Origin of the sequence: Pseudomonas sp. 6D_7.1_Bac1 (assembly GCF_025465945.1) — a bacterium.
In the GTDB taxonomy this organism is placed as follows: domain Bacteria; phylum Pseudomonadota; class Gammaproteobacteria; order Pseudomonadales; family Pseudomonadaceae; genus Aquipseudomonas.
This window is the reverse complement of record NZ_JANLNW010000006.1, coordinates 21,256-45,750: the sequence shown is the minus strand read 5'-3', so window position 1 is coordinate 45,750 and position 24,495 is coordinate 21,256. Positions and strand designations below refer to the sequence as shown.

25 protein-coding genes and 1 pseudogene are annotated in these 24,495 nt (G+C 59.8%); 14 read left to right on the top strand and 12 right to left on the bottom strand.

Annotated elements, in window-relative coordinates:
* Window positions 1-126: 126 nt before the first annotated feature.
* The 6 genes from hflK (NTD87_RS01495) (at window position 127) to cfaB (ending at window position 7,574) form a co-directional block, all read left to right on the top strand.
* Window positions 127-2,100, top strand: coding sequence for a protease modulator HflK (hflK, locus tag NTD87_RS01495; RefSeq protein WP_262111369.1), 1,974 nt, complete (start codon window positions 127-129; stop codon window positions 2,098-2,100).
* Window positions 2,097-3,146 carry a protease modulator HflC gene (hflC, locus tag NTD87_RS01490; protein WP_262111368.1) on the top strand — a complete coding sequence of 350 codons (1,050 nt, stop codon included), beginning with the start codon at window positions 2,097-2,099 and terminating at the stop codon, window positions 3,144-3,146. The genes hflK (NTD87_RS01495) and hflC overlap by 4 nt, the downstream gene beginning before the upstream one ends.
* Window positions 3,143-4,201, top strand: a complete 1,059-nt coding sequence (gene hflK, locus NTD87_RS01485; RefSeq protein ID WP_262111366.1) for a protease modulator HflK — start codon at window positions 3,143-3,145, stop codon at window positions 4,199-4,201. The genes hflC and hflK (NTD87_RS01485) overlap by 4 nt, the downstream gene beginning before the upstream one ends.
* On the top strand, window positions 4,198-6,108 hold the full coding sequence (locus NTD87_RS01480) for a heavy metal translocating P-type ATPase (RefSeq protein WP_262111364.1): 1,911 nt from the start codon (window positions 4,198-4,200) through the stop codon (window positions 6,106-6,108). The genes hflK (NTD87_RS01485) and NTD87_RS01480 overlap by 4 nt, the downstream gene beginning before the upstream one ends.
* A complete protein-coding gene (locus NTD87_RS01475) occupies window positions 6,105-6,302 on the top strand; it encodes a hypothetical protein (RefSeq protein WP_410017447.1) in 198 nt (65 codons plus the stop codon). Before NTD87_RS01480 ends, NTD87_RS01475 begins: the two co-directional genes overlap by 4 nt.
* Before the next feature lie 84 nt (window positions 6,303-6,386).
* A complete protein-coding gene (gene cfaB / locus NTD87_RS01470) occupies window positions 6,387-7,574 on the top strand; it encodes a C17 cyclopropane fatty acid synthase CfaB (RefSeq protein WP_262111362.1) in 1,188 nt (395 codons plus the stop codon).
* 10 nt (window positions 7,575-7,584) lie between these two features.
* Here cfaB and cls read toward each other — a convergent pair whose 3' ends face one another.
* Entirely contained in the window at window positions 7,585-9,024 is a 1,440-nt protein-coding gene (gene cls, locus NTD87_RS01465) for a cardiolipin synthase (RefSeq protein ID WP_262111360.1), read from the bottom strand.
* Window positions 9,025-9,155: 131 nt separating this feature from the next.
* Between cls and NTD87_RS01460 the strand changes: the two genes are divergently transcribed.
* On the top strand, window positions 9,156-9,677 hold the full coding sequence (locus tag NTD87_RS01460) for a DUF3617 domain-containing protein (RefSeq protein ID WP_262111358.1): 522 nt from the start codon (window positions 9,156-9,158) through the stop codon (window positions 9,675-9,677).
* Between the two features lie 19 nt (window positions 9,678-9,696).
* Here NTD87_RS01460 and NTD87_RS01455 read toward each other — a convergent pair whose 3' ends face one another.
* From NTD87_RS01455 to folE2, 6 genes are read right to left on the bottom strand one after another with little or no spacing between them, the layout of a single operon-like run.
* Window positions 9,697-11,034: a dihydroorotase gene (locus NTD87_RS01455; protein WP_262111356.1), complete on the bottom strand. Its 1,338-nt coding sequence runs from the start codon at window positions 11,032-11,034 to the stop codon at window positions 9,697-9,699.
* 2 nt (window positions 11,035-11,036) lie between these two features.
* A complete protein-coding gene (locus NTD87_RS01450) occupies window positions 11,037-11,597 on the bottom strand; it encodes a DapH/DapD/GlmU-related protein (RefSeq protein WP_262111354.1) in 561 nt (186 codons plus the stop codon).
* Window positions 11,594-12,478 (bottom strand): metal ABC transporter substrate-binding protein, encoded by an 885-nt coding sequence (locus NTD87_RS01445; RefSeq protein ID WP_262111352.1) that lies wholly within the window; start codon window positions 12,476-12,478, stop codon window positions 11,594-11,596. The genes NTD87_RS01450 and NTD87_RS01445 overlap by 4 nt, the downstream gene beginning before the upstream one ends.
* 11 nt (window positions 12,479-12,489) lie before the next feature.
* Entirely contained in the window at window positions 12,490-13,356 is an 867-nt protein-coding gene (locus NTD87_RS01440) for a metal ABC transporter permease (protein ID WP_262111350.1), read from the bottom strand.
* Entirely contained in the window at window positions 13,356-14,024 is a 669-nt protein-coding gene (locus NTD87_RS01435; protein ID WP_262111349.1) for a metal ABC transporter ATP-binding protein, read from the bottom strand. The genes NTD87_RS01440 and NTD87_RS01435 overlap by 1 nt, the downstream gene beginning before the upstream one ends.
* Window positions 14,021-14,917, bottom strand: coding sequence for a GTP cyclohydrolase FolE2 (folE2, locus tag NTD87_RS01430; protein ID WP_262111347.1), 897 nt, complete (start codon window positions 14,915-14,917; stop codon window positions 14,021-14,023). Before folE2 ends, NTD87_RS01435 begins: the two co-directional genes overlap by 4 nt.
* Window positions 14,918-15,003: 86 nt before the next feature.
* Here folE2 and NTD87_RS01425 point away from each other — a divergent pair, with 86 nt between their 5' ends.
* Window positions 15,004-16,215: an N-acetylmuramoyl-L-alanine amidase gene (locus NTD87_RS01425; protein WP_262111346.1), complete on the top strand. Its 1,212-nt coding sequence runs from the start codon at window positions 15,004-15,006 to the stop codon at window positions 16,213-16,215.
* Here the strand turns inward: NTD87_RS01425 and NTD87_RS01420 are convergent.
* Window positions 16,212-16,589: a glutamine synthetase gene (locus NTD87_RS01420; RefSeq protein ID WP_262111345.1), complete on the bottom strand. Its 378-nt coding sequence runs from the start codon at window positions 16,587-16,589 to the stop codon at window positions 16,212-16,214. The genes NTD87_RS01425 and NTD87_RS01420 overlap by 4 nt on opposite strands.
* 103 nt (window positions 16,590-16,692) lie before the next feature.
* Here NTD87_RS01420 and NTD87_RS27925 point away from each other — a divergent pair.
* The 3 genes and pseudogenes from NTD87_RS27925 to NTD87_RS01410 all read left to right on the top strand — a co-directional run.
* A pseudogene (locus tag NTD87_RS27925) lies at window positions 16,693-16,809 on the top strand (RNA polymerase-binding protein DksA); the annotation flags it as partial.
* 27 nt (window positions 16,810-16,836) lie between these two features.
* Window positions 16,837-18,045 carry a zinc metallochaperone GTPase ZigA gene (zigA, locus tag NTD87_RS01415; RefSeq protein WP_262111343.1) on the top strand — a complete coding sequence of 403 codons (1,209 nt, stop codon included), beginning with the start codon at window positions 16,837-16,839 and terminating at the stop codon, window positions 18,043-18,045.
* Window positions 18,045-18,686: a DUF1826 domain-containing protein gene (locus NTD87_RS01410; RefSeq protein WP_262111341.1), complete on the top strand. Its 642-nt coding sequence runs from the start codon at window positions 18,045-18,047 to the stop codon at window positions 18,684-18,686. Before zigA ends, NTD87_RS01410 begins: the two co-directional genes overlap by 1 nt.
* Window position 18,687: 1 nt before the next feature.
* Here the strand turns inward: NTD87_RS01410 and NTD87_RS01405 are convergent, their stop codons facing one another.
* Complete coding sequence (locus NTD87_RS01405) at window positions 18,688-19,044, bottom strand: NADH:ubiquinone oxidoreductase (RefSeq protein WP_262111339.1); 357 nt, start codon at window positions 19,042-19,044, stop codon at window positions 18,688-18,690.
* Between the two features lie 27 nt (window positions 19,045-19,071).
* Between NTD87_RS01405 and NTD87_RS01400 the strand changes: the two genes are divergently transcribed.
* A complete protein-coding gene (locus NTD87_RS01400; protein ID WP_262111338.1) occupies window positions 19,072-20,043 on the top strand; it encodes a CobW family GTP-binding protein in 972 nt (323 codons plus the stop codon).
* A 12-nt stretch (window positions 20,044-20,055) separates the two neighbouring features.
* Here NTD87_RS01400 and NTD87_RS01395 read toward each other — a convergent pair whose 3' ends face one another.
* Window positions 20,056-20,454: a DUF3301 domain-containing protein gene (locus NTD87_RS01395; protein ID WP_262111336.1), complete on the bottom strand. Its 399-nt coding sequence runs from the start codon at window positions 20,452-20,454 to the stop codon at window positions 20,056-20,058.
* A 115-nt stretch (window positions 20,455-20,569) separates the two neighbouring features.
* Between NTD87_RS01395 and pdxY the strand changes: the two genes are divergently transcribed.
* A complete protein-coding gene (pdxY, locus tag NTD87_RS01390) occupies window positions 20,570-21,442 on the top strand; it encodes a pyridoxal kinase PdxY (RefSeq protein WP_262111334.1) in 873 nt (290 codons plus the stop codon).
* Window positions 21,443-21,507: 65 nt separating this feature from the next.
* On the opposite strand, the gene NTD87_RS01385 is transcribed toward pdxY, so the two are convergent.
* Window positions 21,508-21,990, bottom strand: coding sequence for an acyl-CoA thioesterase (locus NTD87_RS01385; RefSeq protein ID WP_071552703.1), 483 nt, complete (start codon window positions 21,988-21,990; stop codon window positions 21,508-21,510).
* Window positions 21,991-22,244: 254 nt separating this feature from the next.
* Here NTD87_RS01385 and NTD87_RS01380 point away from each other — a divergent pair, with 254 nt between their 5' ends.
* On the top strand, window positions 22,245-24,008 hold the full coding sequence (locus NTD87_RS01380; protein ID WP_262111333.1) for a cation:proton antiporter: 1,764 nt from the start codon (window positions 22,245-22,247) through the stop codon (window positions 24,006-24,008).
* A gap of 21 nt (window positions 24,009-24,029) precedes the next feature.
* On the opposite strand, the gene NTD87_RS01375 is transcribed toward NTD87_RS01380, so the two are convergent.
* Window positions 24,030-24,437 carry an SMI1/KNR4 family protein gene (locus NTD87_RS01375; protein ID WP_008073570.1) on the bottom strand — a complete coding sequence of 136 codons (408 nt, stop codon included), beginning with the start codon at window positions 24,435-24,437 and terminating at the stop codon, window positions 24,030-24,032.
* Window positions 24,438-24,495 lie beyond the last annotated feature (58 nt).

Genomic DNA, 24,495 nt, shown 5'->3' with positions numbered 1-24,495 from the left:
CGGGTTTGGTGATGGGATAGCAAAAAACTCACTACCCTCGTTATATCGTAACAATTTGCAACAAACACAACGGCCTGATGACTTATCCTCTGGCCAGGTTCAGGTATCCGTAAGTACTGAGGTGGTATGCAAGTCGATCTGGAGTCTGAGGGGGCGAACGTGGAAGGGCTGCCGCGTTTTCTGCAGGCGGTGTTTCATGGGCGTCGGTTGAAGCTGGTGGGCATCGGCCTGGCGGGCCTGGCGGCGGCAGGATGGGTGCTGGCGTTTTTTGTCGGGCTGTTTGCGCCGCAATCGCTCTGGGCGCCGCTATTGGTCAATCAGGCCTCGGCGTTGATCGTCGTAGTCGCCGGCTTGCAATCGGCCTGGTGGGTCACCCGATGGCGGGCGCGGGCGCTGGTTGAACCGGTGGTGGTGCTGGCTGCAGAACAGGTCGAACCCACCGAGGCGCTCGGCTGGTATGAGCGACTGCTGGCACGTGCGGGTGTGCGCTGGGTCGGGGTGCTGAGGCAGATCGGCGCGCCGACGTTATGGCTGGCTGGTTGGTCATTGCTGGCGTTGTTCAGCATTGAACAGTTCTGGAGCCTGACACTGCCCGCCACTGCACTGGGCCTCTCGGCCAGCGTTGGGGCGGCGATTTCGTTGCTGCTGGCCTTCGGGTTGCTGGTATTCGAGCGTCAATTGGCCCAGGAAAATGTGGCCGAATGGCCTGAAGCCGGACAGTTGGCGCAGCACACCCGTGTGGCGATCATCTGTCTGGTGATCGGCGCGCTGTGCCTGTTGTTCAGCAGCGAAAGCGCCATCTGGCCGGTGCGCCTGGCCGTGTTGATCGGTTTGCTTCCGGGCCTAGTCGCTGCAGAGTTGTTGCTGCGTGCGGTGTTGTCGTTGTTCAGTCCACGTCGTGATCTGCTCGAACCGACGCTGCTGGCGCGCAGTTTTGTCGCGGATATGTTGCGTTGGCCGCCGCAGCCCTTGCTGGCGTTGCAGCACGAACTGCATAACCGTTTTGGCATCGACCTGCGGCAGATCTGGGCCTTCACCTATATACGTCGGGCGTTCTTGCCGGTGTTGACGGTGGTGCTGGCCGTGGGCTGGTTGCTGACCGGGATTCACGAAATACCGCTGCAAGGGCGGGGGATCTATGAGCGCTTCGGCAAACCGGTGCAGGTCTTCGGCCCGGGTTTGCATGCCGGTTTGCCTTGGCCACTGGGCCGGGTATTAAGCGTTGAAAATGGAGTGGTTCACGAGTTGGCGACCAGCGTCGGTGACGCGCCGGCGGTGACGGTGGCCGAACCTGCTGAAGGGCCAGCACCGGCGATTGCCAACCGGTTGTGGGACGCCAGCCACGTGAATGACAAGTCTCAGGTCATTGCCAGTAGCAGCAACGACAAGCAGAGTTTTCAGATCGTTAACATGGACGTGCGTTTCGTCTATCGAATCGGTTTGAGCGATCAGGCCGCGTTGGCGGCGACCTATAACAGCACCGATGTTCCGACGCTGATTCGCAGCACCGCCAGCCGGGTTCTGGTGCACGACTTCGCCTCGCGGACCCTTGATGGTTTGCTTGGTGCAGATCGGGTAGGGCTTGCCGAAGACATTGGTCGTGCAGTGCAGGCCGATTTGCAGAAACTCGACAGCGGCGTGGAAATTCTCGCCACGGTGGTCGAAGCGATTCACCCGCCGGCGGGTGCAGCCAATGCCTATCACGGTGTGCAAGCGGCGCAGATCGGCGCGCAAGCCTTGATCTCCCGCGAGCGCGGTGCGGCTGCCGAGCAAACCAATCAGGCGCAATTGCAGGCCAGTGTCGCCAATGACCAAGCGCTGGCCACGGCCCGCGAAGTCAACGCCGCGGCCCAGGCTGCCGACCTGCGTTTCGCTGCCGAGCGCAAGGCTTATGCCGCAGCCGGTCGGGCCTTCGTGTTGGAGCAATACTTCGCCCAGCTGACGCAGGGCCTGGCCAGCGCCAAAGTACTGGTTCTCGATCATCGTCTGGGCGGCAACAGTACGCCGACCATCGACTTACGCAGCTACACGTTACCCGCCACCTTACCGACTGACATTTCGCCGTCACGTCAACCCGTTCAGTCAGGAGCCGTCAATTGAGCCCGTCGCATTCCCACGAGCCGCATGATAATCACGACGACCACGCCGGCCATGACCATGGCCATGGCGGGCATCATCACGGCCACCATCATCACCATGGCGACCCACAAGAGGCGGGTCCATTTCCATGGAGGCGAATGGGCTGGGCAGCGTTGCTGGTGCTGTTTGCCGTTGCTGCGGCCAGCCTGGTGCAAGTGCGCTCGGGCGAGGCGACGGTGATTACCCGTTTCGGCAATCCGTCGCGGGTGTTGCTGGAGCCGGGCCTCGGCTGGCGTTGGCCGGCACCGTTCGAGGCAGCGATTCCGGTGGATTTGCGACTGCGCACCACCTCCAGCGGTTTGCAGGACGTGGGCACCCGCGATGGTTTGCGGATCATCGTTCAAGCCTACGTGGCGTGGCAGGTGCAGGGCGATCCGGACAACGTGCAGCGCTTCATGCGTGCCGTGCAGAATCAGCCGGACGAAGCAGCGCGGCAGATTCGAACATTTGTGGGCTCCGCGCTGGAAACCACCGCCAGCAGTTTCGACCTGGCCAATCTGGTGAACACCGACGCCAACCAAGTGCATATCGCCGATTTTGAGGCACAACTGCGCAAGCAGATCGATCAGCAACTGCTGACCACTTACGGTGTGCGTGTGCTGCAAGTCGGCATCGAACGGCTGACGTTGCCTTCAGTGACCCTGACCGCCACTGTCGATCGTATGCGCGCCGAGCGTGAAACCATCGCCACCGAACGCACCGCCATTGGCAAACGCGAAGCGGCGCAAATCCGTTCGGCGGCCGAGCGCGATGCGCGGATTGTTCAGGCCGACGCGACGGTGAAAGCCGCTGATATCGAAGCTCAGTCTCGGGTTGAAGCGGCGCAGATTTACGGTAAGGCCTACGCCGGTTCGCCGCAGCTGTATAACTTGCTGCGCTCGCTGGACACCTTGGGCACGATGGTAACGCGGGGCACCAAGCTGATATTGCGTACCGATGCCGCCCCATTCCGGGTATTGGTCGACGGGCCACCGACGCTGGATAACAAGTCTGGGTCGCAGCCATGAGTGAGGTTCCACGTGGAACAAATGAGCTCAGCAGCCCGTGGATTCAGGCAGGGCGTCTGACATTTCTCGCGCTTTATGCCGTAACGGTGCTGGCTGCGCTGGCCTGGGCTTTTTCCAATGTGCGGCAGATTGATCCGCAGAATCGCGCCGTGGTACTGCACTTCGGTGCGCTGGATCGCATTCAGAACGCTGGCTTGTTATTGGCGTGGCCGCGTCCGTTCGAGCAGGTAGTTTTACTCCCGGCGGCGGATCGGGTGATCGAGCGGCGGGTGGAAAATCTGCTGCGCTCTGATGCCGCGCTGCAAGGTGAGCGTGTGGCGAGTTTCGCCGCACCGCTGAGCGATGCGTTGGCCGGCTCTGGGTATTTGCTCACCGGTGATTCGGGTGTGGTGCAACTGGACGTTCGGGTGTTTTACAAAGTGACCGAACCTTACGCCTTCGTCCTGCAGGGTGAACATGTGCTGCCGGCGCTGGATCGGTTGGTGACTCGCAGTGCGGTGGCGCTGACGGCTGCACGAGACCTGGACACCATTCTGGTCGCTCGGCCGGAGTTGATCGGTGCCGACAATAAGGCCGCCGAGCGTCGCGAACGATTGCGCGGTGATCTGGTGCAAGGGATCAATCAACGCTTGGCCGAATTGACCGCGACGGGGCAGGGATTGGGGATTGAGGTGGCACGGGTCGACGTGCAGTCGAGTCTGCCAGGACCTGCGGTCAATGCTTTCAACGCGGTACTCACGGCGAGCCAGCAGGCAGATAAAGCCGTAGCCAACGCGCGCACTGAAGCTGAAAAGCTCACCCAGACCGCCACCCAACAAGCTGACCACACGCTGCAAGTGGCTCACGCTCAAGCCAGCGAACGCCTGGCCAAAGCGTCGGCCGACACCGCTACGGTGCTCAGCCTTGCGCAGGCGCAACAGCAGGGTACCGATCCGGAAATGCTCTTGCGGATCTACCGCGAGCGCATGCCAAAAATTCTCGGTCAGGCCGGTTCGGTCACCACGGTCAACCCTAAAGACGATTCCCGCCTGATCATTCAGGGAGCCGAACAATGACAGCTCAAACTGCCGCCGCGCCAAGCATGCTGACCACCGCAGAACAACGCAGCGCCGCGCGCCAACTGACCCTGGCGATGCTCGCCCTGGGCTTGCTCGGTCTGGGGCTGGTCTGGCGCTGGTTATCGCCAGAGCAAACCGGCGTCAGCCAACTGCTGCTCGGGTTAGCGTCGTTGCTGGTGGCTGTTCCGGTCATGCGTTCGGCCTGGTACAGCCTGCGTTATCCGAGCCTGCACGGAATCACCGATCAACTGATCGCTTTGGCAATGATGGGTGCCTGGGCCACGGGCGATCTGCTGACGGCGGCGTTGTTGCCGATCATCATGATCTTCGGCCACGTGCTGGAAGAGCGCAGCGTGATTGGCTCTCAGGAAGCGATCCACGCCCTCGGTCGTCTGACCCGCAGCCACGCGCGCAAGGTTCAGGCTGATGGCTCGATTGTCGAAATCGACAACGGTGCGCTGAAGGCTGGGGACATCGTGGAAGTGCGCGCAGGTGATCGGGTGCCGGCCGATGGGCTGGTGCTGTCCGGTCAGGCCAGTCTGGACACTGCGCCGATTACCGGTGAGTCGGTGCCACTTGAGGCCACCGTCGGCATGCAAGTGTTCGGCGGGGCGATCAACCTCGATGGCTTACTGCGGCTGGAAGTGACCCGCACCGGCAACGAATCGACCCTCGGTAAAGTCATCGCACTGATGCAAAGCGCCGAGCGTTCCAAGCCGCCGATCACCCGTTTGCTGGAGCGCTACGCCGGTAGCTACATGGTACTGGTGTTGCTGTTGGCCGCCGTGACCTGGTTCGTCACCAATGATGCGCAAGCCATGCTCGCGGTGTTGGTTGCCGCGTGCCCATGTGCGTTGGTGCTGTCGGCCCCGGCGACGGCGATTGCCGGGATCGCAGTGGCGGCGCGCCACGGCATTCTGATTCGCAGTTCGGCATTCCTCGAAGAGTTGGCGGACCTGACCTCGCTGGTGGTCGACAAGACCGGTACCCTGACGTTCGGCACATTGCGTCTGCAGTCGATCGACAGTCCGGTCGAGGACCGCAGCACGTTGCTGAAACTGGCGGCCAGCCTCGGTTCGGCGAGCAGCCACCCGGTCAGTCGGGCGTTGGCCGGGTTGGTTGCCCAAGAGCATTTCCTGCTGCTGTCGGACATCCGTGAACGTCAGGGCTTGGGTGTGGTGGCGATGACAGAGCAGGGCGAAGCAGCGCTCGGTCGGCCAGAGTTGTTTGCGCAGTTGGGTATCGCCACCTCGACGGTGCCAGAGCACGACGGGCCGATTGCCGGTCTGGCGTTGAATGGGCGTTTCCTTGCGTGGTTGTTGCTGGCTGACAGCGTCAAACCGGAAGCGCGCTTTGCCTTGAGTGAACTGCGCGAGTTGGGCCTTGGCCGGCAGTTGTTGTTGACTGGTGATCGGCAGAGCGTCGCCCATAGCCTGGCCCGGGAGGTCGGCATCAGCGATGTTGAAGCCCAAGCCTTGCCGGAAGACAAACTCAACCGCGTGTTGACGGAAATCGGCAGTGGCTTCCGGCCAATGGTGGTCGGTGATGGCATCAACGATTCGCTGGCGCTCAAGGCTGGCGTAGTGGGTGTGGCGATGGGTGCAGGCGGGGCGGATATCGCCCTGGCCTCGGCTGACATCGTACTGATCGGCAGCGATCTGCGCCGGCTCGGCACCTGCGTACGCCTGAGTCGCCAGTGCCGGCAAACGTTGCAGGTCAATGTAATCATCGGTCTGGGCTGGACGCTGGCGATCGTTGCGTTCGCTGCGTTTGGCTGGCTTGGCGCGGCAGGGGCGATGATTGCTGCGATCCTGCACAACCTCAGCACCTTGCTGGTACTGGGTAATGCCGGGCGTTTGCTGCGGTTCCAGGAGCCGCTGCTCAAGCTGAAAGAGGAGGGTTGAGGGTCTGGCCCTACCAGGCCAGCCCGCCACCCGACGAAGCACAGGCATTGACCGGCATGGTCAATGAAGGCTGGGGCTTTGCCGAACTGTGCGCACAATTGACAGTCAACTATGAAGAGGGCGTACCTCTTCAGGCCGTCACCTGGCTGAGACAGTGGATTTACGACAGTTTGTTGCACCGTCGTGATTCATAGGAAAAGGCTATTAAATCGATAGCCAGCTAATTTTCCACGATGGTCTACCCTCAAGACAGACGTCTGAAACAAGGGGGACTATTCATGCTCGCGCAACTGCCACCGGCCTTACAGAATCTGCAATTACCGCTTCGCTTGCGACTCTGGGATGGCCATGAAATTAATCTGGGACCCGCGCCCAGCGTCACGATTGTGGTCAAGGACCCGCAACTGGTGCCTCAATTTACCCGTCCAAGCCTCGACCTGTTAGGCGCCGCCTTCGTTGAGGGCAAGCTCGAACTCGAAGGCTCGATCAGCGATGTGATCCGGGTGTGTGATGAATGGAGCCAGGCATTGCTGGAGGATGCTGACGACAATCAACCGGTGCGTTCTGTCCATGACAAAGCCACAGACGCGGCGGCGATTTCCTACCACTACGATCTTTCAAATGCCTTCTATCAGCTCTGGCTCGACAGTGACATGGCGTATTCCTGTGCCTACTTCGAGACCGGCAGCGAGACCCTGGAACAGGCCCAGCAAGCAAAATTCCGCCACCTGTGTCGCAAACTTCGGCTGCAACCCGGCGAATATCTGCTGGATGTCGGCTGCGGCTGGGGAGGGTTGGCGCGTTATGCGGCGCGGGAGTTTGGGGTGAAAGTATTTGGCATCACCCTGAGTAAAGAGCAATTGGCCCTGGCCCGGGAACGGGTGATTGCCGAAGGCTTACAGGATCAGGTCGAGCTACAACTGCTCGACTACCGTGATCTGCCCCAGGATGGTCGGTTCGATAAGGTGGTCAGTGTCGGCATGTTCGAACACGTTGGTCACGCCAACCTGGCGCAGTACTGCAAGACATTGTTTGGTGCCGTGCGCGAGGGTGGCCTGGTGATGAACCACGGTATTACCGCCAAGCACACGGATGGCCGGCCGGTCGGACGCGGGGCTGGCGATTTCATTGAGCGTTACGTATTCCCGAACGGCGAGTTACCGCACCTGGCGATGATTTCGGCCGAGATCAGCGAAGCGGGGCTGGAGATCGTCGACGTCGAGAGCCTGCGCCTGCATTACGCGCGCACGCTGGACCATTGGAGCGAGCGGCTGGAGGACAACCTCGAAGCCGCCTCCAAAGAGGTTCCAGAGCAGGCGTTGCGGATCTGGCGGCTGTATCTGGCAGGCTGCGCCTACGCGTTCGCGCGGGGCTGGATCAACTTGCACCAGATCCTCGCGGTCAAGGCCCACGCTGACGGCAGCCATGAGCTACCGTGGACCCGCGACGACATCTACAACCCTTAAAGGACCAGCCTTAAAGGATCGGCGAGATAAGCCGGGCGACCCGCATGCCGAGCTGTTGCAGGCGGTGGGTCTTGCGGCTTTCGCCTTTGGCAATTTCGTGCGCCTGGGCAAAGTCGTCGTTGAGCATGTGTTCCACCTCATTGGCGAATTCGCTGTCGACGGTCAGTAGCATCACTTCGAAGTTGAGCCTGAACGAACGGTTGTCCAGATTCGCACTGCCGATGGCCGTGATTTCGCTGTCGACCAGCACGACCTTCTGATGCAGGAAGCCCGGCTGGTAACGGAACACCCTGACCCCTGCGCGTACCGCTTCGAAGGCGTACAGGCTGGAGGCGGCGTAGACGATCCGGTGATCGGGTCGCGATGGCAGCAGAAGCCGCACATCGACACCACGCAGCACGGCCAGGCGTAGCGCGGCAAACACCGCCTCATCAGGGATGAAATACGGGCTGGTGATCCACACACGCTCGGTCGCGGAATGGATGGCTTCCACGAAAAACAGCGAGCAGGTTTCGTAAGGGTCCGCCGGGCCGCTGGCCAGCAGTTGGCAGAGCACACCGTCATCGGGGTAGCTCTGCGGCAGTATCAGCGGTGGCAGTTTTCGGGAGGCCCAGAACCAGTCTTCAGCGAATGACTCCTGCATGCACGCCACCACGGGGCCGCTGGCGGCGATGTGTGTATCGCGCCAGGGTGCCAGCGGTGGTTTCTCGCCCATGTATTCGTCGCCGACGTTATGCCCACCAACAAATCCCAGCATGCCGTCGACCACGACAATCTTGCGGTGGTTACGGAAGTTCACCTGGAACCGATTGAGCCATCCACTGCGGGTGGCGAATGCTTCGACCCGCACCCCGGCGTCGCGCAGGGGTTGAACGTAGGTGTGAGGCAGGGAGTGGCTACCAATCCGATCGTAGAGCAGGTAAATGGCCACACCTTCTGCGGATTTTTCCATCAGCAGCTGTTGCAGGCGCCGACCCAGTTGGTCGTCATGGATGATGAAGAACTGAATCAACACCGCTTCGCGGGCGTTGCGGATAGCTTCGAAAATCGCCTCAAAGGTCGCCTGGCCGTTGATCAACAGACGCACCTGATTATTCGCCAGGCAAGGCATGCGCCCCAGCTTCGGCATTGCCCGTAACGAGGCGTAGGCATGTGACGCGCGGGCGGTCAGCGCTTCCTCGACCCACGGGCGCCAATCCAGGTCGGCGATGGCCTTGCGCATTTCTTCGTTGGCCTGACGGCGAGCCTGGATATAGGCATCGAAGGTGCTGCGGCCGAAGACCAGGTAAGGGATGAGCGTCAGGTAAGGTATGAACACCAGCGACAAGGCCCAGGCAATCGAGCCTTGTGCAGTCCTGACGGTCAATACGGCGTGTATGGCTGCTATCGTGCCCAGCGAGTGGATGAGCGCGATCAGATAAGCGAATAGATGGGGTCCAAAAAAATCCATGGGGCAACCTTGCTCCTGAAAATTCAATGCTTAACAGACCATGTTCCATGGCGAATGTCGCTATTTAATTAGACATGCAACCGAAGTAGATTGGCGACGTCTAACGGCCACTATTGTCTAGGAGTTATTCGATGAACGTTCGTCTGCTGGGTTTGGCCATGGCTGTTGGCTTGTCACTTCCTCTGGCCGCTCAGGCGCAGATGCTGCAACCGGGTTTGTGGGAGTTGACCTCAAGCAATATGAAGGTCGATGACCAGAACCTGCCGGATCTACAGTTGATCCTTAACCAGCTGGGCAGCCAGATGACGCCGGCACAAAGAGCTGCACTTGAGAAACAGGGCATCACCATGGGCGGTAAAGGGATTCGCGTGTGCCTGACTCAGGCGCAGGTTCAATCCGACACCATTCCCCTGCAAGATCCGCAATCGGGTTGCCAACAGCAGATCACCGACCGTACCGGTAACCAGTGGAAGTTCCGCTTCAGTTGCCCGAAAGCCCAGGGCGCCGGTGTTGCTACGTTCCTTAGCGACCGTGAGTTCAGCACCACGGTCAACGGCACGTTCAACGCCACCGGTATCCAGCAAAAGGGCAGCATGGATACTCGCGCCGTGTGGCTGGGGCAGGATTGCGGGACGGTCAAACCTCGCGCCTGATAGCGATGTCAAACGCGATTTAGCGCATGAACCGCAAGGGTAAACCCTGGCAGCTGTCATAGAGGCGTTCGGCGTGCCAGGCTATTTGCCCCGAAACCAACGTGGTGCTGACGCTGTGGCGAAAACGTCGCCCGGCGAACGGTGTCCAGCCGCATTGAGCGAGGATTGGCTGTCGGGAAACGGCTTTTGCTTCGGGCTCGGGTTTGATCAAAACGAGGTCCGCCCAATAGCCTTCGCGCAGGTAACCGCGATCCGGGATGGCGAACAGGTCGGCGACTCGATGACTGGTTTTTGCCACCAGCGTGGTGAGCGGCAACAGCTGATCGGCTACCAGCTCCAGCAACGCGGGGAGGGCGTGCTGTACCAATGGCAACCCGGAAGGCGCCCTTCGGTAGGGCAATTGTTTTTCGGCCCAGGTGTGCGGCGCGTGGTCACTGCCGATAACGTCCAGCCGATTGCTCAGTAACGCCTGGCGCAACGCATCGCGGTCGGCTTGAGTCTTGATCGCCGGGTTGCATTTGATCAGGTTGCCCAGGCGCGGATAGTCGCGATCATCGAACAGCAGGTGATGCAGGCAGACTTCGGCGCTGATGCGTTTTTCCGTCAGCGGTTTGTCTTCGAACAACGCCAGTTCACGCGCGCTGGTCAGGTGCAAAACATGCAATCGGGTGCCATGCCGTTTGGCCAGATCTACCGCCATTGAGGATGAACGAAAGCACGCCTCGGCATTGCGGATCAGTGGATGAGCTGCGGCGGGAATGTTCTCACCGAACAGTTCGGCAAAGTTGTTTTCGTTGGCTTGAATACTTGGCGTGTGTTCGCAATGGGCCAGCAGGATCGTCGGAACCTCGGCAAAAAGCCGCTCGAGAATCTTCGGGTCGTCCACCAACATATTGCCGGTAGAGGCACCCATGAACACTTTGACCCCGGCGACTTCGCTTGGATTGAGCGCCGCGACGGTGTCGAGGTTGTCGTTGCTGACGCCGAAGTGAAAGCCGTAGTTGGCCACCGAACTCATCGCCGCCCGACGCTTTTTGTCGGCCAACGCATCGAGCGTCAGGGTCGCCGGTCGGGTGTTGGGCATGTCCATGAAACTGGTGATGCCACCCGCCACGGCCGCCCGGGATTCGGTATAGAAGCTGCCTTTGTCCGGCGCCCCAGGATCGCGAAAGTGCACCTGGTCGTCGATCATTCCCGGCAGCAACCATTGGCCATTGGCGTCGATTTCCAGCGTCGCGTTTTCGCCTTCGATGCTGCTGGCGATTTTCACGATACGCCCGTGATCGACCAGCAGATCCGAGTCGAATTCACGGCCTTCGTTGACCACTCGGGCGTTGCGAATCAGCACGCTGCTCATGCTCAAAACTCGTTTTGCAGGGCTTTATAGCCGCGCACCAGATCGACGTTGGTACGTGCCACGTCCTCGGAAAACTCCGAGGCGCTGACGCTGACGGGCGGGAACTGAGACAAGTCGGTCGTGGGGCCGATGCGTGTGGTGGATGGCACGTAGAAGTCGGCTGGCAAATCTCGCCCATCGACCACCGAGTTGTGCCGCACTACGCAGCCGTCGCCGACTGCGCAGTTGAATAGCACGCTGTTGAAGCCAATGAACACCCGGTTACCGACCGTGCACGGGCCATGGACGATGGAGCGGTGAGCGATGGAGCTGAATTCGCCGATGGTCACCGCTGCACCGGATTTGGAGTGGATCACCACGCCGTCCTGAATGTTCGAGTTGGCGCCGATGGTGATCGGCTCCATCTCACCCGAATCGTCGACTTCATCGGCGCGGATTACCGCATAGGGACCCACGAAAACGTTCTCGCCAATCACTACCTTGCCGCAGATGATCGCGGTTTTATCGACGTAGGCGGACTCGGCAATTCGCGGCAAATCGCCGGACGGGTTTTTGCGGATCATGGCTTGCTCAGGGCATCGTAAAGTGTGTTGAGGTTGTACTCGAACAGCCCGGCAAAGGTGCTGGCCGGGCCTTCGGCGGCAAGTGCATCGGAGTACAGGGTGCCGCCAATTTGTGCGCCACTTTCATCGGCGATTTGCTTGAGCAGGCGGGCGTCCTTGATGTTTTCCATGAATACCGCTTTGACCTTGGCCTGACGGATCTGGGTGATCAATGCGGCCACTTCGGCCGCCGAGGGTTCGCGCTCAGTCGACAAACCTTGAGGTGCCATGAAGTCGATACCGTAGGCCTGACCCAGATAGCCGAATGCGTCGTGGGAGGTGACGATCTTGCGGTTACCCGGCGGCAGGGAGCCGAACTTGGTTTTGGCCTCGGCCAGCAGGCGGTAGATCTGTTTCAGGTAAACCTGGCTGTTGTGTTCGTAGTCGGCTTTGTTAGCCGGGTCTGCGGCGATCAACGCCTTGGTGATGTTGTTCACATAGAGTTCGGTGTTCGCCAGGTTATGCCAGGCGTGCGGGTCGGGGATGGTCTCGCCGTCCTCCTCCATAGACCTGGGGATCACTCCGTGGCTGGCGGTGATCACCGGAGTTTTGGTTGCGGTGCTGGCGACCATGCGGTCCAGCCATGGCTCGAAACCGAGGCCGTTTTTGAAGATCAGCTTGGCCTTGAGCAGGGCCTTCGCGTCGTCCGGAGTCGGCTCGTAGGTGTGAGCGTCAGCGTCCGGGCCCACCATGTTGGTTATCTGGATGTGCTCGCCGCCGACCTGATGAACCATGTCGGCAAGGATGCTGAAGCTGGTGACCACCGGGAGTTTTTCTGCTGCCGATACCGTTGATAACGACATCGACAACCACACACTGAACAGCACGAGTAGAGCGCGCATCGGGAAACACCTCATTGGGATGTGAGCAAAGGCGGGCGGCGCAGCAAACCGTGCACCGGACCGAACACCACGGACAGCAAGTACAACGCGCCGGCTACCAACACGATGGCTGGACCGCTGGGCAGCGAGTAGTAGAACGACAGCAACAGACCGAGCCACACCGAGAGGCAGCCAAGTACTGCGGCGATGGCCATCAGCATCGGCAAATGACGGCTCCAGAAGCGTGAAGCTGCTGCTGGCAGCATCATCAACCCGACCACCATCAGCGCACCGATGGCCTGGAAACCGATCACCAGATTCAGCACCACCAGGGTCAAAAACACAGCGTGCGCCAAAGGGCCGAGACGGCTGACGGTTTGCAAGAACAATGGGTCGAGCGTGTCCAGTAGCAATGGCCGATAGATCAGCGCCATGGCGATCAGACTGATCCCCGAGACCCAGAGCATGCCGGTCAATGTCGGGCCGTCGACGGCCAATGCCGAGCCGAACAGCAGGTGAAGCAAGTCGAGGCGTTTGCCGGCGATCCCCAGAATCAGCACGCCACTGGCCAACGAGATGGGGTAAATCGCCGCCAGGCTTGCGTCCTCCCGAAGGCCGGTGCGGCGGGTGATCCATGCCGCCAATCCGGCCATGCTCAGGCCGGCACCGAGGCCACCGATGGTCAGCGCGGGCAAGCTCAAACCGGCAAACCAAAACCCTAACGCGGCACCGGGCAAGATGCCGTGAGCCACGGCGTCGCCAATCAAACTCATGCGTCGCAGGATCAGAAACACCCCAAGCGGTGCGGTGCTGCAGGCTAATACCAGTCCGCCGATAAGTGCCCGGCGCATGAACACGAATTCGTGGAACGGTTGCCAAAGTTGCGCGGCGACGACCATCAGGCCACCTGCGTGTAAGGTTGCTGAAGGATCAGTTCACTGCTTGGCGCCAGGACGCAGCCCGTATTTTTTATCAGCAATGCTTGAGGAATGTGTTGGCGAACCGCAGCGAGGTCATGACACACCACGACCAGGGTTCGACCCTCGTCGTGCCAGGTGTGGATGTGTTTCCACAGCAGCGCCTGGCCAAGTTCGTCCAGTGCCGCGTGAGGTTCGTCGAGCAGCAACAGTGGCGCCTCGGCGAGGCTCAAGCGGGCGAGCAGGGCGCGTTGCAATTCGCCGCCTGACAGTGCCATCAATGGGCGCTGCTCCAAGCCGTTCAGGCACCAGTCATTCAACACGCTGTCGAGGCGCTGGCGGCGAACGTCCGGTGTTTGTTTGCTGCCCCAGAATCCGGCGCTCACCAACTCTTGAAGGCTGATGGGGAATTGGCGGTCGAGGTGCTGTTGCTGCGGTAGAAAAGACAAACCACCCCGCCGTGAAATGTTCAGGGCAACTTTGCCAGCCAGTGGCTTTTGCAGGCCGGCGATGACTTTCAGCAAGCTGCTTTTACCCGAGCCGTTGGCACCGATGACTGCCGTCAGGCTGCCACTGGGCAAATCGAAATCGACGGGCGGGGTCAGAGGTTGGCCGGGCGCCCCCCAGCGTAGTCCTTGGCAACGAATCATGCGGCCTCCCAGTTCCAGCGACTTTCGGCCACCGCATCGTGGGCGTGCAAACTTTCGGCGTGAACCACGCGTAACTGAAAAGCCTTGATGCCGGGAGAGTCTTTCAACGCCTGATTCAACCGTCGTGCGGCGTCTTCACAGAACATCAGGTTCTGACCGTTAGCGAGTGCGAAGGCTTGTTCGTCGGCGCGCTTTACTGCGGTTTGGACGGCAGTACCGAGCGCGGCTTCAGCATCGTTGATCGCGGCGATCAAGGGCAGGCCGTCCGGACAGTCATCCAGGCGTAGCTGCAACCGGGCGCTGCTGCGTTGGCTGTGAGGCGTCGCGACGATGCCTTTAGAAGAACCGAGCCAAGCCAGAACGTCAGCGTGTTGCAATGGCGTGTTAGCAAAGTCGTCGATGAATTGCTGCTGAATAAGTTGTCTCGAAAGCGCCGCTGAACAGGGGCAGGTGGACGAGTAAGAAACCTCAATTTTAAGTTCCACGTGGAACACTGTCTTTTCCAGGCGCGCTTCGACGCTGACGGGATAGTGTTTCCAGCCAGCCAAAGGGCTGACCAACGCTGGGCGTTTGAGCAGCAAATCAGTGTGAATGCGCAAGTAAGCCGTATTCGATAAACCCTCGTGGCTGTCGAGGAAACGTTGCAGAACTCGCCGCAGCAACGACGGTGTAAGGCTTTCCTGATCAAGCATTTCCAGCGCCAGATACAGTCGCGACATATGGATGCCACGTGCTTCGCCATCATCGAGACTGACGCCTGCGTCGGCTTTCGCACTCAATCGCTGGCCGTTGAACATTACAGGAAGAGCAACGCCGCACATGCCCACCCATTCGAGTGGCAAGGCTTGGCGTGAGGCCTGCGCGGCGATATCCGGCAGAGTCAGCGCATTCATGAGCAGGTCCATCGTTGGAAATGTTTTGCCATGTTATATTATAACCAACAAGTCGACGATGCCTTTTTCTCAAGCGGTCTTTCTCTATGCACAGGCGACAATTGCTCAACCTGCTGTTGGCCAGCGCCGCGCTGGTTTTACCTTTCGGCGTGTCGGCCACGCAGATCCGCAATGCGCGGCTCTGGCGTTCGGATGACAAGCTTAGGCTGGTGCTCGATTTGAGCGGACCGGTGCAGTACAAAACCTTCTCGTTGAGCGCACCCGAACGACTGATCATCGACTTGAGCGGTGCACAACTCAGCGGTGACTTCAGCCAGTTAGCGCTTACCAACACGGTGATTCGTTCGATCCGTTCAGGGCACTTCGGGCAAGGCGATACGCGAATCGTCCTCGACCTTACCGGCCCGGTGCAGCTCAATAGTTTTCAACTGCCGCCACAGGACGGGCAGGGCCATCGTCTGGTGCTCGATCTGCTCAGCGCCGCCCCCGTGCAAATCGCTGCCGCTACACCATTGGTTCAGCGTGAAACACTGGCCGATAAGGCTCACCCCAAGCGCGACATCATCGTCGTGGTCGACCCCGGCCACGGTGGCAAGGACCCCGGTGCGATTGGTGCCAAAGGCGAGCGCGAGAAAGATGTGGTGCTGTCCATCGCACAATTGCTGGCCAAACGCTTGAAACGCGAGAAAGGTTTCGATGTGAAATTGGTGCGCAACGACGACTTCTTTGTGCCGCTGCGCAAGCGTGTGGAGATCGCCCGTACACACAAGGCCGACATGTTCATCTCGGTGCACGCTGATGCTGCGCCACGGCTCACGGCCTCTGGTGCCTCGGTTTACGCATTGTCCGAAGGTGGCGCGACCTCGGCCACGGCACGCTTCATGGCACAACGGGAAAACGGTGCCGACTTGCTGGGTGCGACCAGCCTGCTCAACTTGAAGGATAAGGACCCGATGCTCGCCGGAGTTATCCTCGACATGTCGATGAACGCCACCATCGCCGCCAGTTTGCAGCTCGGCAACACGGTACTTGGCAGCCTGGCGGGCATTACCACATTGCATCAGAAACGCGTGGAACAGGCGGGGTTTGCGGTACTGAAATCACCGGATGTGCCATCGATCCTGGTAGAGACCGGCTTCATTTCCAACGCCCGCGACAGTCAGCGATTGGTCACGGCGCGGCATCAGCAGGCGGTAGCCGACGGTCTTTTTGAAGGCTTGCAGCGTTACTTTCAGAAGAATCCGCCAATGAACAGTTACATGGCTTGGCAGCAGTCGCAGCAAAAGTCGCAGGTTTAGCAGCCCGTCAGTCGGCTGCAGGTGAACTTGGCGCTGGAACCGCCGGAGCTGGAAAACCGATTGATGGTGGTCCAGCCAACGCGGCGGGTGTAGCCGACCCACGCTTCACCATCCGACGCCAAACCGGTGAAGAACGTCAGTTGGCCGTAACGGCTGCTGGTCTGCGCCCAATAGCGTTTGCCGGTCACTTCAAACCCGCGCAAGTACGTCGTGCTGCCTGCCGTGGCGACGCTGTAGGCGTTGCCATCGGGGTCCACGCAGGCCAGCAGATTCGCACTGCGTGTGCACTTCGCCAGGCTCGGCATCTGCGCAAAGGCATCTGCTGCGACAAACAGCGAAAGGCTCAATAGCGTGCATTTCAAGGCGTTGTGCATGGGCTTTCTCTGAGTGCGAACAAACCCAAGCATTACGCCCTTCGTCGTTGTGAGCAAGAGGGGATTGGCTTCCTTGTGCTGTTATACTATAACATTAAAAGATCGCCTGACCTGTGATCCACCCATGACTGAACAAGAACTCCTCGCCCAACTTGCCACCCTGTGTATCGAAGCCAAAGAACGTGAAGAGCTGCGCGAACGCCATCAACGGGCGATTTGACCGGCCACTCCCGACAAGGAATACCTGATGCCCAATCGTCTCCCCGTTACTGTGCTGTCCGGCTTTCTCGGCGCCGGCAAAAGCACGCTGCTCAACTACGTACTGCGCAACCGCGAGAACCTTCGGGTTGCGGTGATCGTCAACGACATGAGTGAAATCAACATCGACGGCAGCGAAGTTCAGCGCGATGTCACCTTGAACCGCGCCGAAGAAAAACTCGTAGAAATGAGCAACGGCTGCATTTGCTGCACCCTGCGCGAAGACCTGCTGGAAGAAGTCAGCAAACTGGCCAGGGACGGTCGCTTCGATTACCTGCTGATCGAGTCCACCGGCATTTCCGAACCTCTCCCGGTTGCGGAAACGTTCACCTTCCGCGACGAGGAAGGTCAGAGCCTGGCCGACATCGCGCGGCTCGACACCATGGTCACAGTGGTCGATGGCATGAACTTCCTGCTCGATTACCAGGCCGCCGAAAGCCTCGCTTCACGTGGTGAAACCCTTGGCGAAGAAGACGAACGTTCGATCACTGATCTGCTGATCGAGCAGATCGAGTTCGCCGACGTTCTGCTGATCAGCAAGATCGACCTGATCAGCAGTGCGCAACGCGAAGAGTTGATCGCGATCCTCAAACGGCTCAACGCTCAGGCGCAGATCATCCCGATGGTCATGGGCGAAGTACCGCTGAAAAACATCCTTAACACCGGCCGCTTCGACTTTGAAAAAGCCTCTCAGGCGCCGGGCTGGCTGCAAGAGTTGCGCGGCGAGCACGTGCCGGAAACCACTGAGTACGGCATCGCTTCAATGGCGTATCGGGCACGTCGGCCTTTTCATCCACAGCGTTTTTTCAGTTTCATCAATCGTCCCTGGGTGAACGGCAAGCTCCTGCGTTCCAAGGGCTTTTTCTGGTTGGCCAGCAAGCATCAGGATGCCGGTAGTTGGTCCCAGGCCGGTGGTTTGATGCGTCACGGATTCGCCGGTCGTTGGTGGCGTTTTGTGCCGAAAACACAGTGGCCGCAGGATCAGGAGAGCACCGCGGCAATCATGGAGAACTGGGCCTCGGCCACGGGCGATTGCCGTCAGGAACTGGTGTTCATCGGCCAGAACATCGACTTCGCTCAGCTCACTGAGCGCCTCGACAACTGCTTGCTCAACGATGACGAAATGGCCTTGGGCGTCGAAGGTTGGCGCCTGATGGCTGACCCGTTTGGTCCATGGCTCGAAGAGGATGCGGCCTGATGTTGGCGCCGAGTCTGAAAGCGCGCCCAGTGGTTCGTCAGGTGCAGGGCCAAACCCCTGAAATCTTCACGCAGATACTGGAAGACGGCACCAACCTGGCCCTCTGGCAGCGCCGTTTGCCGTCCCACATCGCCGATTTCGGCACATTGCTGTTATCGCTGAAAGAGCCGCTGGCTGAGTCGTTGGTCGTGGAGTTAGCGACTGACGAAGCTGATCCGGATCTGCGTGGCCTGGTAGCAGGTTATAGTGATCTGGAAGGTTATGAAGGGTTTATCACCGACGTTTCATGGCTGGTCAGCGCGTTTGCCTGCTTGCTCGGCGCCAAACGCATCGGCTTGCGCTTGCGGGTGCTGGATAAAGCCATGTGCCCGCGTTTCCACGTTGATCATGTGCCGGTACGGTTGATTACCACCTACGCCGGCATCGGCAGTCAGTGGCTAAGAGAAGGCGCCATGGATCGTAAGAAATTGGCCATGGTGGAGGCCGAGCCGCAGGACTGTGAGCAAATGGTTTGTGGCGAAGTGGCGTTGCTTAAAGGCGAAAAGTGGCACGGTAACGAGGGTTTCGGGCTGATTCATCGTTCGCCGCAACCCGCACCGGGTGAGCGCCGGCTGATCCTGACCCTCGACTGGCTCGGTTGATTCAAGGCGTGAGCCACGCGCCCTGGCTCTGGCTTTCGCAAAACGGCTTCAGGTACGCCGCGTCTGTCGCTATGCCGTAATAGTGAATATCCTGCCGGTAAGGCATATTGGTGACGTGAGCGTTGCTGCACACGCCGAAGGCGCCGCTGGGGCACTGGTCGAGGAATGCGACTTCGACTTTCTGCCCCGCAAGGGTTGGCTGACAGAAGCCGTCATGGAACAGCTTTTCCGGGATGTTGCGGTTCTGCTGGCAGACTTTGACGTCGAGCCGCTCCGCTTGGCTATGCACCACGCAGGCCTGAGCCAGCGCCTCGCTTGAAGCGAAAGCCAACAGTAATGGCAAGCCGATCAGTCGCATCCATTCCCTCCCAAGAAACCGTCGAACATGTTGCAGAACATTCCCACCCACGTCATTGCCGGACCGTTAGGCGCCGGCAAGACCAGCCTGATCAAGCACCTTCTGGCGCAGCGGCCGGCGAATGAGCGTTGGGCGGTGCTGATCAACGAATTCGGCCAGATCGGTCTCGATGCCGCACTGTTGACCACCAGCGCCGATGGTATCGCACTGGGTGAAGTGGCTGGCGGCTGTTTGTGTTGCGTCAATGGTGCGCCGTTTCAGATTGGCCTCGGGCGGTTGCTGCGCAAATCGCGGCCGGACCGCTTGTTTATCGAACCCTCCGGGCTTGGACACCCGACGCAATTGCTCCGGCAGTTAAGCGAGGCGCCCTGGCAGGGTGTACTGGCGATTCAGCCAAGTGTCCTGGTGCTCGACGCTCAAGCACTCGCTGCCGGAAAACCACTGCCAGCGGCGCAGCAGGAAGCACTCTCGGGCGCGGGTCTGTTGCTGTTGAACAAGGCTGAACAGTTGACCGACCAGGATCGCCAGCGGATCACCGCGCAGTTGCCGGAGCACCCGTTGTACTGGACGCAGCAAGGCGCTCTGGCGTTGAGTGAGTTGCCGGGCGTGCAAAGCCGAGCGGTCGAGGGTGTGGATAACTTCAGTGTGCCTAAAGGCCTGGCGCAAATGCCGGCAGTCTGGACTGACCCGACGCTGCCGATTTGCCTGAACCAGCAGCAGGAGGGTGGCTGGAGCATGGGTTGGCGTTGGCATCCGAGCCAGTCGTTCGATCTTTCGCTGATCCAGACTTGCCTGGAGACACTGGACTGGCGCCGGGCCAAACTGGTTGTCCACAGCGCAGGCGGTTGGGTGTCGGCCAACTCGCTGGATAACGCCGCGCTGTACTGGCAACCCAGTGAATGGCGTCAGGATTCGCGTATCGAGCTTATTTTTGATGAGCCGCAGGATGCCGAATCACTACAAAGGCTACTCGCGAGCTGCCGTGTAAGCCGGATTTAACGCGGCTCAGGTTCAATGACGCCACTTGTTATGGTCCTGGCGCCATTGGCTCAGTTCGATCACCTCGGCACTGGGTAGCACAGGTTTTTCCTCGAACGGAAACGGGTAGGGCGCCAGCTCGATTTGTGCGCTGTGGGCGCCGAACTGGGTGATGGTGCCGGCGTGACGCGTTTCGCCGGTCACGGTGAATTCGAAGTTATACACACGGGCCAAGCGTCGGCGCCCGTTGGCATCCTTCACGAAGCCGATCTTCTTCAGCGCTACATTGCCGTCGAGCAATTCGATGTCGAGTTTGGCGCAGTGCCGCTTGACCCGTTCCAGCGCCTGCTCGCGCAAGCCATGGTTGTGCCACAGCCAGGCGGCACCGGTCGCCAGCAGCATCAGCACGAATATATTTCCAAGGGTCAGCATGAACAGTGCTCCAACAAATTAGTGTCAGCTTAACTGCGTATTTGGTCTGTCGTACAGGCCGCGATTAGTCGCATACTGCGCGGCTCGAATTTCAATCGTTTTACGGAAATCCCGCATGAAACGTACTCCCCATGTGCTCGCCATCCAGTCCCACGTGGTTTTCGGTCACGCCGGCAACAGCGCCGCGGTTTTCCCGATGCAGCGGGTCGGGGTGAACGTCTGGCCGCTCAATACCGTGCAGTTCTCCAACCACACTCAATACGGCCAGTGGGCCGGTGAAGTGCTGGCGCCGCAGCAGATTCCCGAGCTGGTGGAAGGGATCGCGGCCATCGGTGAACTGGGCAACTGCGACGCGGTACTGTCCGGTTACCTGGGCAGTGCTGCTCAAGGGCGGGCGATCCTCAGCGGTGTGGCGCGGATCAAGGCGATCAACCCTAACGCCGTGTATCTGTGCGACCCAGTGATGGGGCATGCGGAGAAAGGCTGCATCGTGCCGCCCGAAGTCAGCGACTTCCTGCTGGATGAAGCGGCCGCAGTGGCGGATTTCATGTGCCCGAATCAGCTGGAGCTGGACAGCTTCTCCGGACGCAAGCCTCTGTCGCTGTTCGATTGCCTGGCGATGGCCCGTGCGTTGCTGGCGCGTGGCCCGAAGGCGGTGTTGGTCAAGCATCTGGACTATCCCGGAAAATTGCCGGACGGCTTCGAGATGTTGCTGGTGACGGCCGAAGGCAGTTGGCATCTGCGTCGTCCATTGCTGGCGTTTCCACGTCAGCCGGTGGGCGTGGGTGACCTGACGTCGGGCTTGTTCCTGGCGCGGGTGCTGTTGGGGGACAGCCTGGTCGCGGCCTTCGAATTTACGGCGTCAGCGGTGCATGAAGTGCTGCTGGAAACCCAGGCCTGTGCCAGCTACGAGCTGGAGCTGGTGCGCGCCCAGGACCGCATTGCCCATCCTCGGGTGAAGTTCGAGGCGACGGCGATCAGTTTGTAACGGCGTCGCGGCGGAAAAGATCGCAGCCTTCGGTAGTTCCTACAGAGGCTGCGATCCGCGCGGTGTCAGGCGTCAGCCTTTATTTCACGATACCGTTGGTCCAGCTCCTGACGAATCTGCCGGCGCTGCTTGGCTTGGGCGAATCGGCGTTTATCTTCGCTGTTCTGCGGTTGCAATGGTGGGACAGCCGCCGGTTTGCGCTGATCGTCGACCGCGACCATGGTGAAGAAGCAGCTATTGGTGTGACGCACCGAGCGCTCGCGGATGTTCTCGGTCACCACCTTGATGCCCACCTCCATTGAGGTGTTGCCGGTGTAGTTGACCGAAGCCAGAAAGGTTACCAGCTCACCGACATGGATCGGTTCGCGAAAGATCACCTGATCCACCGACAGGGTCACCACGTAGCGGCCGGCATAACGGCTGGCGCAGGCGTAGGCGACTTCGTCGAGGTATTTGAGCAGGGTACCGCCGTGGACATTGCCAGAGAAGTTGGCCATGTCGGGGGTCATCAATACCGTCATCGACAGCTGGGCGTTTCCGGGTTCCATAGCAACTACTCACGGTTCAAGGCTGGGATTGCGGGAGCACCTCTATGGGTGCCTGGCTGGTTTTTCAAAACCACCGTTAACGGGACGCCACGCCGATGACGGCCGTCACGCCCGAATCGATCTGTTTCCATATATTGCACCGCCTTTCTGCTCGAAGTCGCGGTGTTACCCTTCAAAAGCCCATCCAACGGGTCCTTTCTATCGATCTGGTAATCAACAACGCCCTCAGCACACCCACCCAGGAGCCCCTCGCCATGCATGCCATCAGTTTTATTCAGGATCTGGCAGTGATCATGCTGGTTGCGGGTGTGGTGACCATTGTTTTTCATCGGCTCAAACAGCCGGTCGTCCTGGGCTACATCGTTGCCGGTTTCATCATTGGCCCGCACACCCCGCCGTTCGGGCTGATCCACGACGAGCAAACCATCAAGACCCTCGCCGAGCTCGGGGTGATTTTCCTGATGTTCTGCCTGGGCCTGGAGTTCAGCCTGCGCAAGCTGTTCAAGGTTGGCGCCACGGCGTTCATCGCAGCGTTCCTGGAAATTGTGCTGATGATCTGGATCGGCTACGAAATCGGCCGCTGGTTTGACTGGAGCACCATGGATTCGCTGTTCCTCGGCGCAATCCTGGCGATTTCCTCGACCACCATCATCGTCAAGGCGCTCAATGACCTGAAGATGAAGAACCAGCGCTTTGCGCAGTTGATCTTTGGCGTATTGATCGTCGAAGACATCCTCGGGATCGGCATCATTGCCTTGCTCTCAAGTATCGCCGTTAGCGGCACGGTGAGTTCTGGCGAAGTGTTTTCCACGGTCGGCAAGCTCTCACTGTTCATGATCGTCGTACTGGTGGTCGGCATCCTGCTGGTGCCGCGTTTGCTGGCCTATGTGGCGAAGTTCGAAAGCAACGAAATGCTGCTGATCACTGTGCTTGGCCTGTGCTTTGGCTTCTGTCTGCTGGTGGTCAAGCTTGAATACAGCATGGTGCTTGGGGCGTTTCTGATTGGCGCGATCATGGCCGAATCCCGTCAATTGGTGAAAATAGAGCGGCTGATCGAGCCAGTTCGTGACATGTTCAGTGCCATCTTCTTTGTTGCGATCGGCCTGATGATCGATCCGCAGATTCTCCTGCAATACGCCTGGCCGATTGCGGTGATTACCGTCGCCGTGGTGCTCGGCAAGATGCTCTCCTGCGGCCTTGGGGCGTTTATCGCGGGCAACGACGGGCGCACCTCACTGCGGGTTGGCATGGGTCTTTCGCAGATTGGCGAATTCTCTTTCATCATCGCGGCGCTGGGTATGACCTTGCAGGTCACCAGTGATTTCCTCTATCCGGTGGCGGTAGCCGTCTCGGCCATCACCACGTTACTGACACCCTACCTGATCCGTGCCGCCGATCCGCTTTCGCTGAAGCTGGCGGCGGTAATCCCGCAACGCCTGGGCCGTGTGCTGGGGATGTATGGGGAATGGCTGCGCAGCATTCAGCCGCAGGGCGAGGGTGCGCTGCTGGCGTCGATGATTCGGCGAATTTTGCTGCAGGTGGGGGTCAATCTGGCGCTGGTGGTGGCGATCTTCTTCTCGGGCAGCTTTTTTGCCGAGCGGATTTCCGGTTACCTGCACGTCTGGATCAATGATCCGAGCTGGCAGAAGGCGCTGATCTGGGGCGGCGCATTGCTGCTGTCGTTGCCGTTCCTGATAGCCGCTTATCGCAAGCTGAAGGCACTCTCGATGCTGCTGGCGGAAATGGGCGTGAAACCGGAGATGGCCGGCCGCCACACGCAGCGAGTACGTCGGGTCATCGCCGAAGTGATCCCGATCCTCTCGCTGCTGGTGATTTTCCTGCTGTTGGCAGCCTTGTCGGCCAGTATCTTGCCGACCAACAAGTTGCTGGTGCTGATCGCGGTAGTCACCGCCGCGGTGGCGGCCCTGCTCTGGCGCTGGTTCATCCGCGTGCACACGCGGATGCAGGTCGCTCTGCTGGAAACCCTGGACAACCACAAGGATTCGTCCGGGCATTGACCCGGCGGGGCGTCAAGCCAATCAGCTTTCCAGCCAGACGTCCCGCGCCCAGTGCCACACCGATTCCCAGGTTTCTTCGGCCAGTAGCTCTTCCTCGGCCAGCCACAGCACCACGGTGCCGTCTTCTTCGACCAGGTAGTAGTTATCACCGTCCTGGCAGATCGGGATCATGCTGCGATCAACGCCAGCATCCCAAGCGTTGGCGGCAACGTCCGGCAAGTAGGTGTGCGATTGCGGGTCGGTGACGGTTACCGGTTCAAGGCTGCCGTAGACGACGTCGCTGACGGTCAGCAGGAATTCTCTGAAGACAAACGGGATATCGATGAACAGTTGTTCTTCGATTTCCACGATCTGATCTTCGTCGGGCAACTCCAAGGGGACCGGTACCGGTTCGTTGGCTTCACGCAGTTGTTCGATGATTTCTTCCACGTCCGGGATCCTCTTGCTTTATGGCGCGGTTTAGTTGGGGCGGTTTATACAGTAGCTC

What these genes read in the sequence shown, in the direction of transcription:
- hflK (WP_262111369.1), top strand. Translation starts at nt 127, where the DNA reads ATGCAAGTCGATCTGGAGTCTGAGGGGGCGAACGTGGAAGGGCTGCCG.
- hflK (WP_262111366.1), top strand. Translation starts at nt 3,143, where the DNA reads ATGAGTGAGGTTCCACGTGGAACAAATGAGCTCAGCAGCCCGTGGATT.
- NTD87_RS01480 (WP_262111364.1), top strand. Translation starts at nt 4,198, where the DNA reads ATGACAGCTCAAACTGCCGCCGCGCCAAGCATGCTGACCACCGCAGAA.
- cfaB (WP_262111362.1), top strand. Translation starts at nt 6,387, where the DNA reads ATGCTCGCGCAACTGCCACCGGCCTTACAGAATCTGCAATTACCGCTT.
- cls (WP_262111360.1), bottom strand. Translation starts at nt 9,024, where the DNA reads ATGGATTTTTTTGGACCCCATCTATTCGCTTATCTGATCGCGCTCATC.
- NTD87_RS01460 (WP_262111358.1), top strand. Translation starts at nt 9,156, where the DNA reads ATGAACGTTCGTCTGCTGGGTTTGGCCATGGCTGTTGGCTTGTCACTT.
- NTD87_RS01455 (WP_262111356.1), bottom strand. Translation starts at nt 11,034, where the DNA reads ATGAGCAGCGTGCTGATTCGCAACGCCCGAGTGGTCAACGAAGGCCGT.
- NTD87_RS01450 (WP_262111354.1), bottom strand. Translation starts at nt 11,597, where the DNA reads ATGATCCGCAAAAACCCGTCCGGCGATTTGCCGCGAATTGCCGAGTCC.
- NTD87_RS01445 (WP_262111352.1), bottom strand. Translation starts at nt 12,478, where the DNA reads ATGCGCGCTCTACTCGTGCTGTTCAGTGTGTGGTTGTCGATGTCGTTA.
- NTD87_RS01440 (WP_262111350.1), bottom strand. Translation starts at nt 13,356, where the DNA reads ATGGTCGTCGCCGCGCAACTTTGGCAACCGTTCCACGAATTCGTGTTC.
- NTD87_RS01435 (WP_262111349.1), bottom strand. Translation starts at nt 14,024, where the DNA reads ATGATTCGTTGCCAAGGACTACGCTGGGGGGCGCCCGGCCAACCTCTG.
- folE2 (WP_262111347.1), bottom strand. Translation starts at nt 14,917, where the DNA reads ATGAATGCGCTGACTCTGCCGGATATCGCCGCGCAGGCCTCACGCCAA.
- NTD87_RS01425 (WP_262111346.1), top strand. Translation starts at nt 15,004, where the DNA reads ATGCACAGGCGACAATTGCTCAACCTGCTGTTGGCCAGCGCCGCGCTG.
- NTD87_RS01420 (WP_262111345.1), bottom strand. Translation starts at nt 16,589, where the DNA reads ATGCACAACGCCTTGAAATGCACGCTATTGAGCCTTTCGCTGTTTGTC.
- zigA (WP_262111343.1), top strand. Translation starts at nt 16,837, where the DNA reads ATGCCCAATCGTCTCCCCGTTACTGTGCTGTCCGGCTTTCTCGGCGCC.
- NTD87_RS01410 (WP_262111341.1), top strand. Translation starts at nt 18,045, where the DNA reads ATGTTGGCGCCGAGTCTGAAAGCGCGCCCAGTGGTTCGTCAGGTGCAG.
- NTD87_RS01405 (WP_262111339.1), bottom strand. Translation starts at nt 19,044, where the DNA reads ATGCGACTGATCGGCTTGCCATTACTGTTGGCTTTCGCTTCAAGCGAG.
- NTD87_RS01400 (WP_262111338.1), top strand. Translation starts at nt 19,072, where the DNA reads ATGTTGCAGAACATTCCCACCCACGTCATTGCCGGACCGTTAGGCGCC.
- NTD87_RS01395 (WP_262111336.1), bottom strand. Translation starts at nt 20,454, where the DNA reads ATGCTGACCCTTGGAAATATATTCGTGCTGATGCTGCTGGCGACCGGT.
- pdxY (WP_262111334.1), top strand. Translation starts at nt 20,570, where the DNA reads ATGAAACGTACTCCCCATGTGCTCGCCATCCAGTCCCACGTGGTTTTC.
- NTD87_RS01385 (WP_071552703.1), bottom strand. Translation starts at nt 21,990, where the DNA reads ATGGAACCCGGAAACGCCCAGCTGTCGATGACGGTATTGATGACCCCC.
- NTD87_RS01380 (WP_262111333.1), top strand. Translation starts at nt 22,245, where the DNA reads ATGCATGCCATCAGTTTTATTCAGGATCTGGCAGTGATCATGCTGGTT.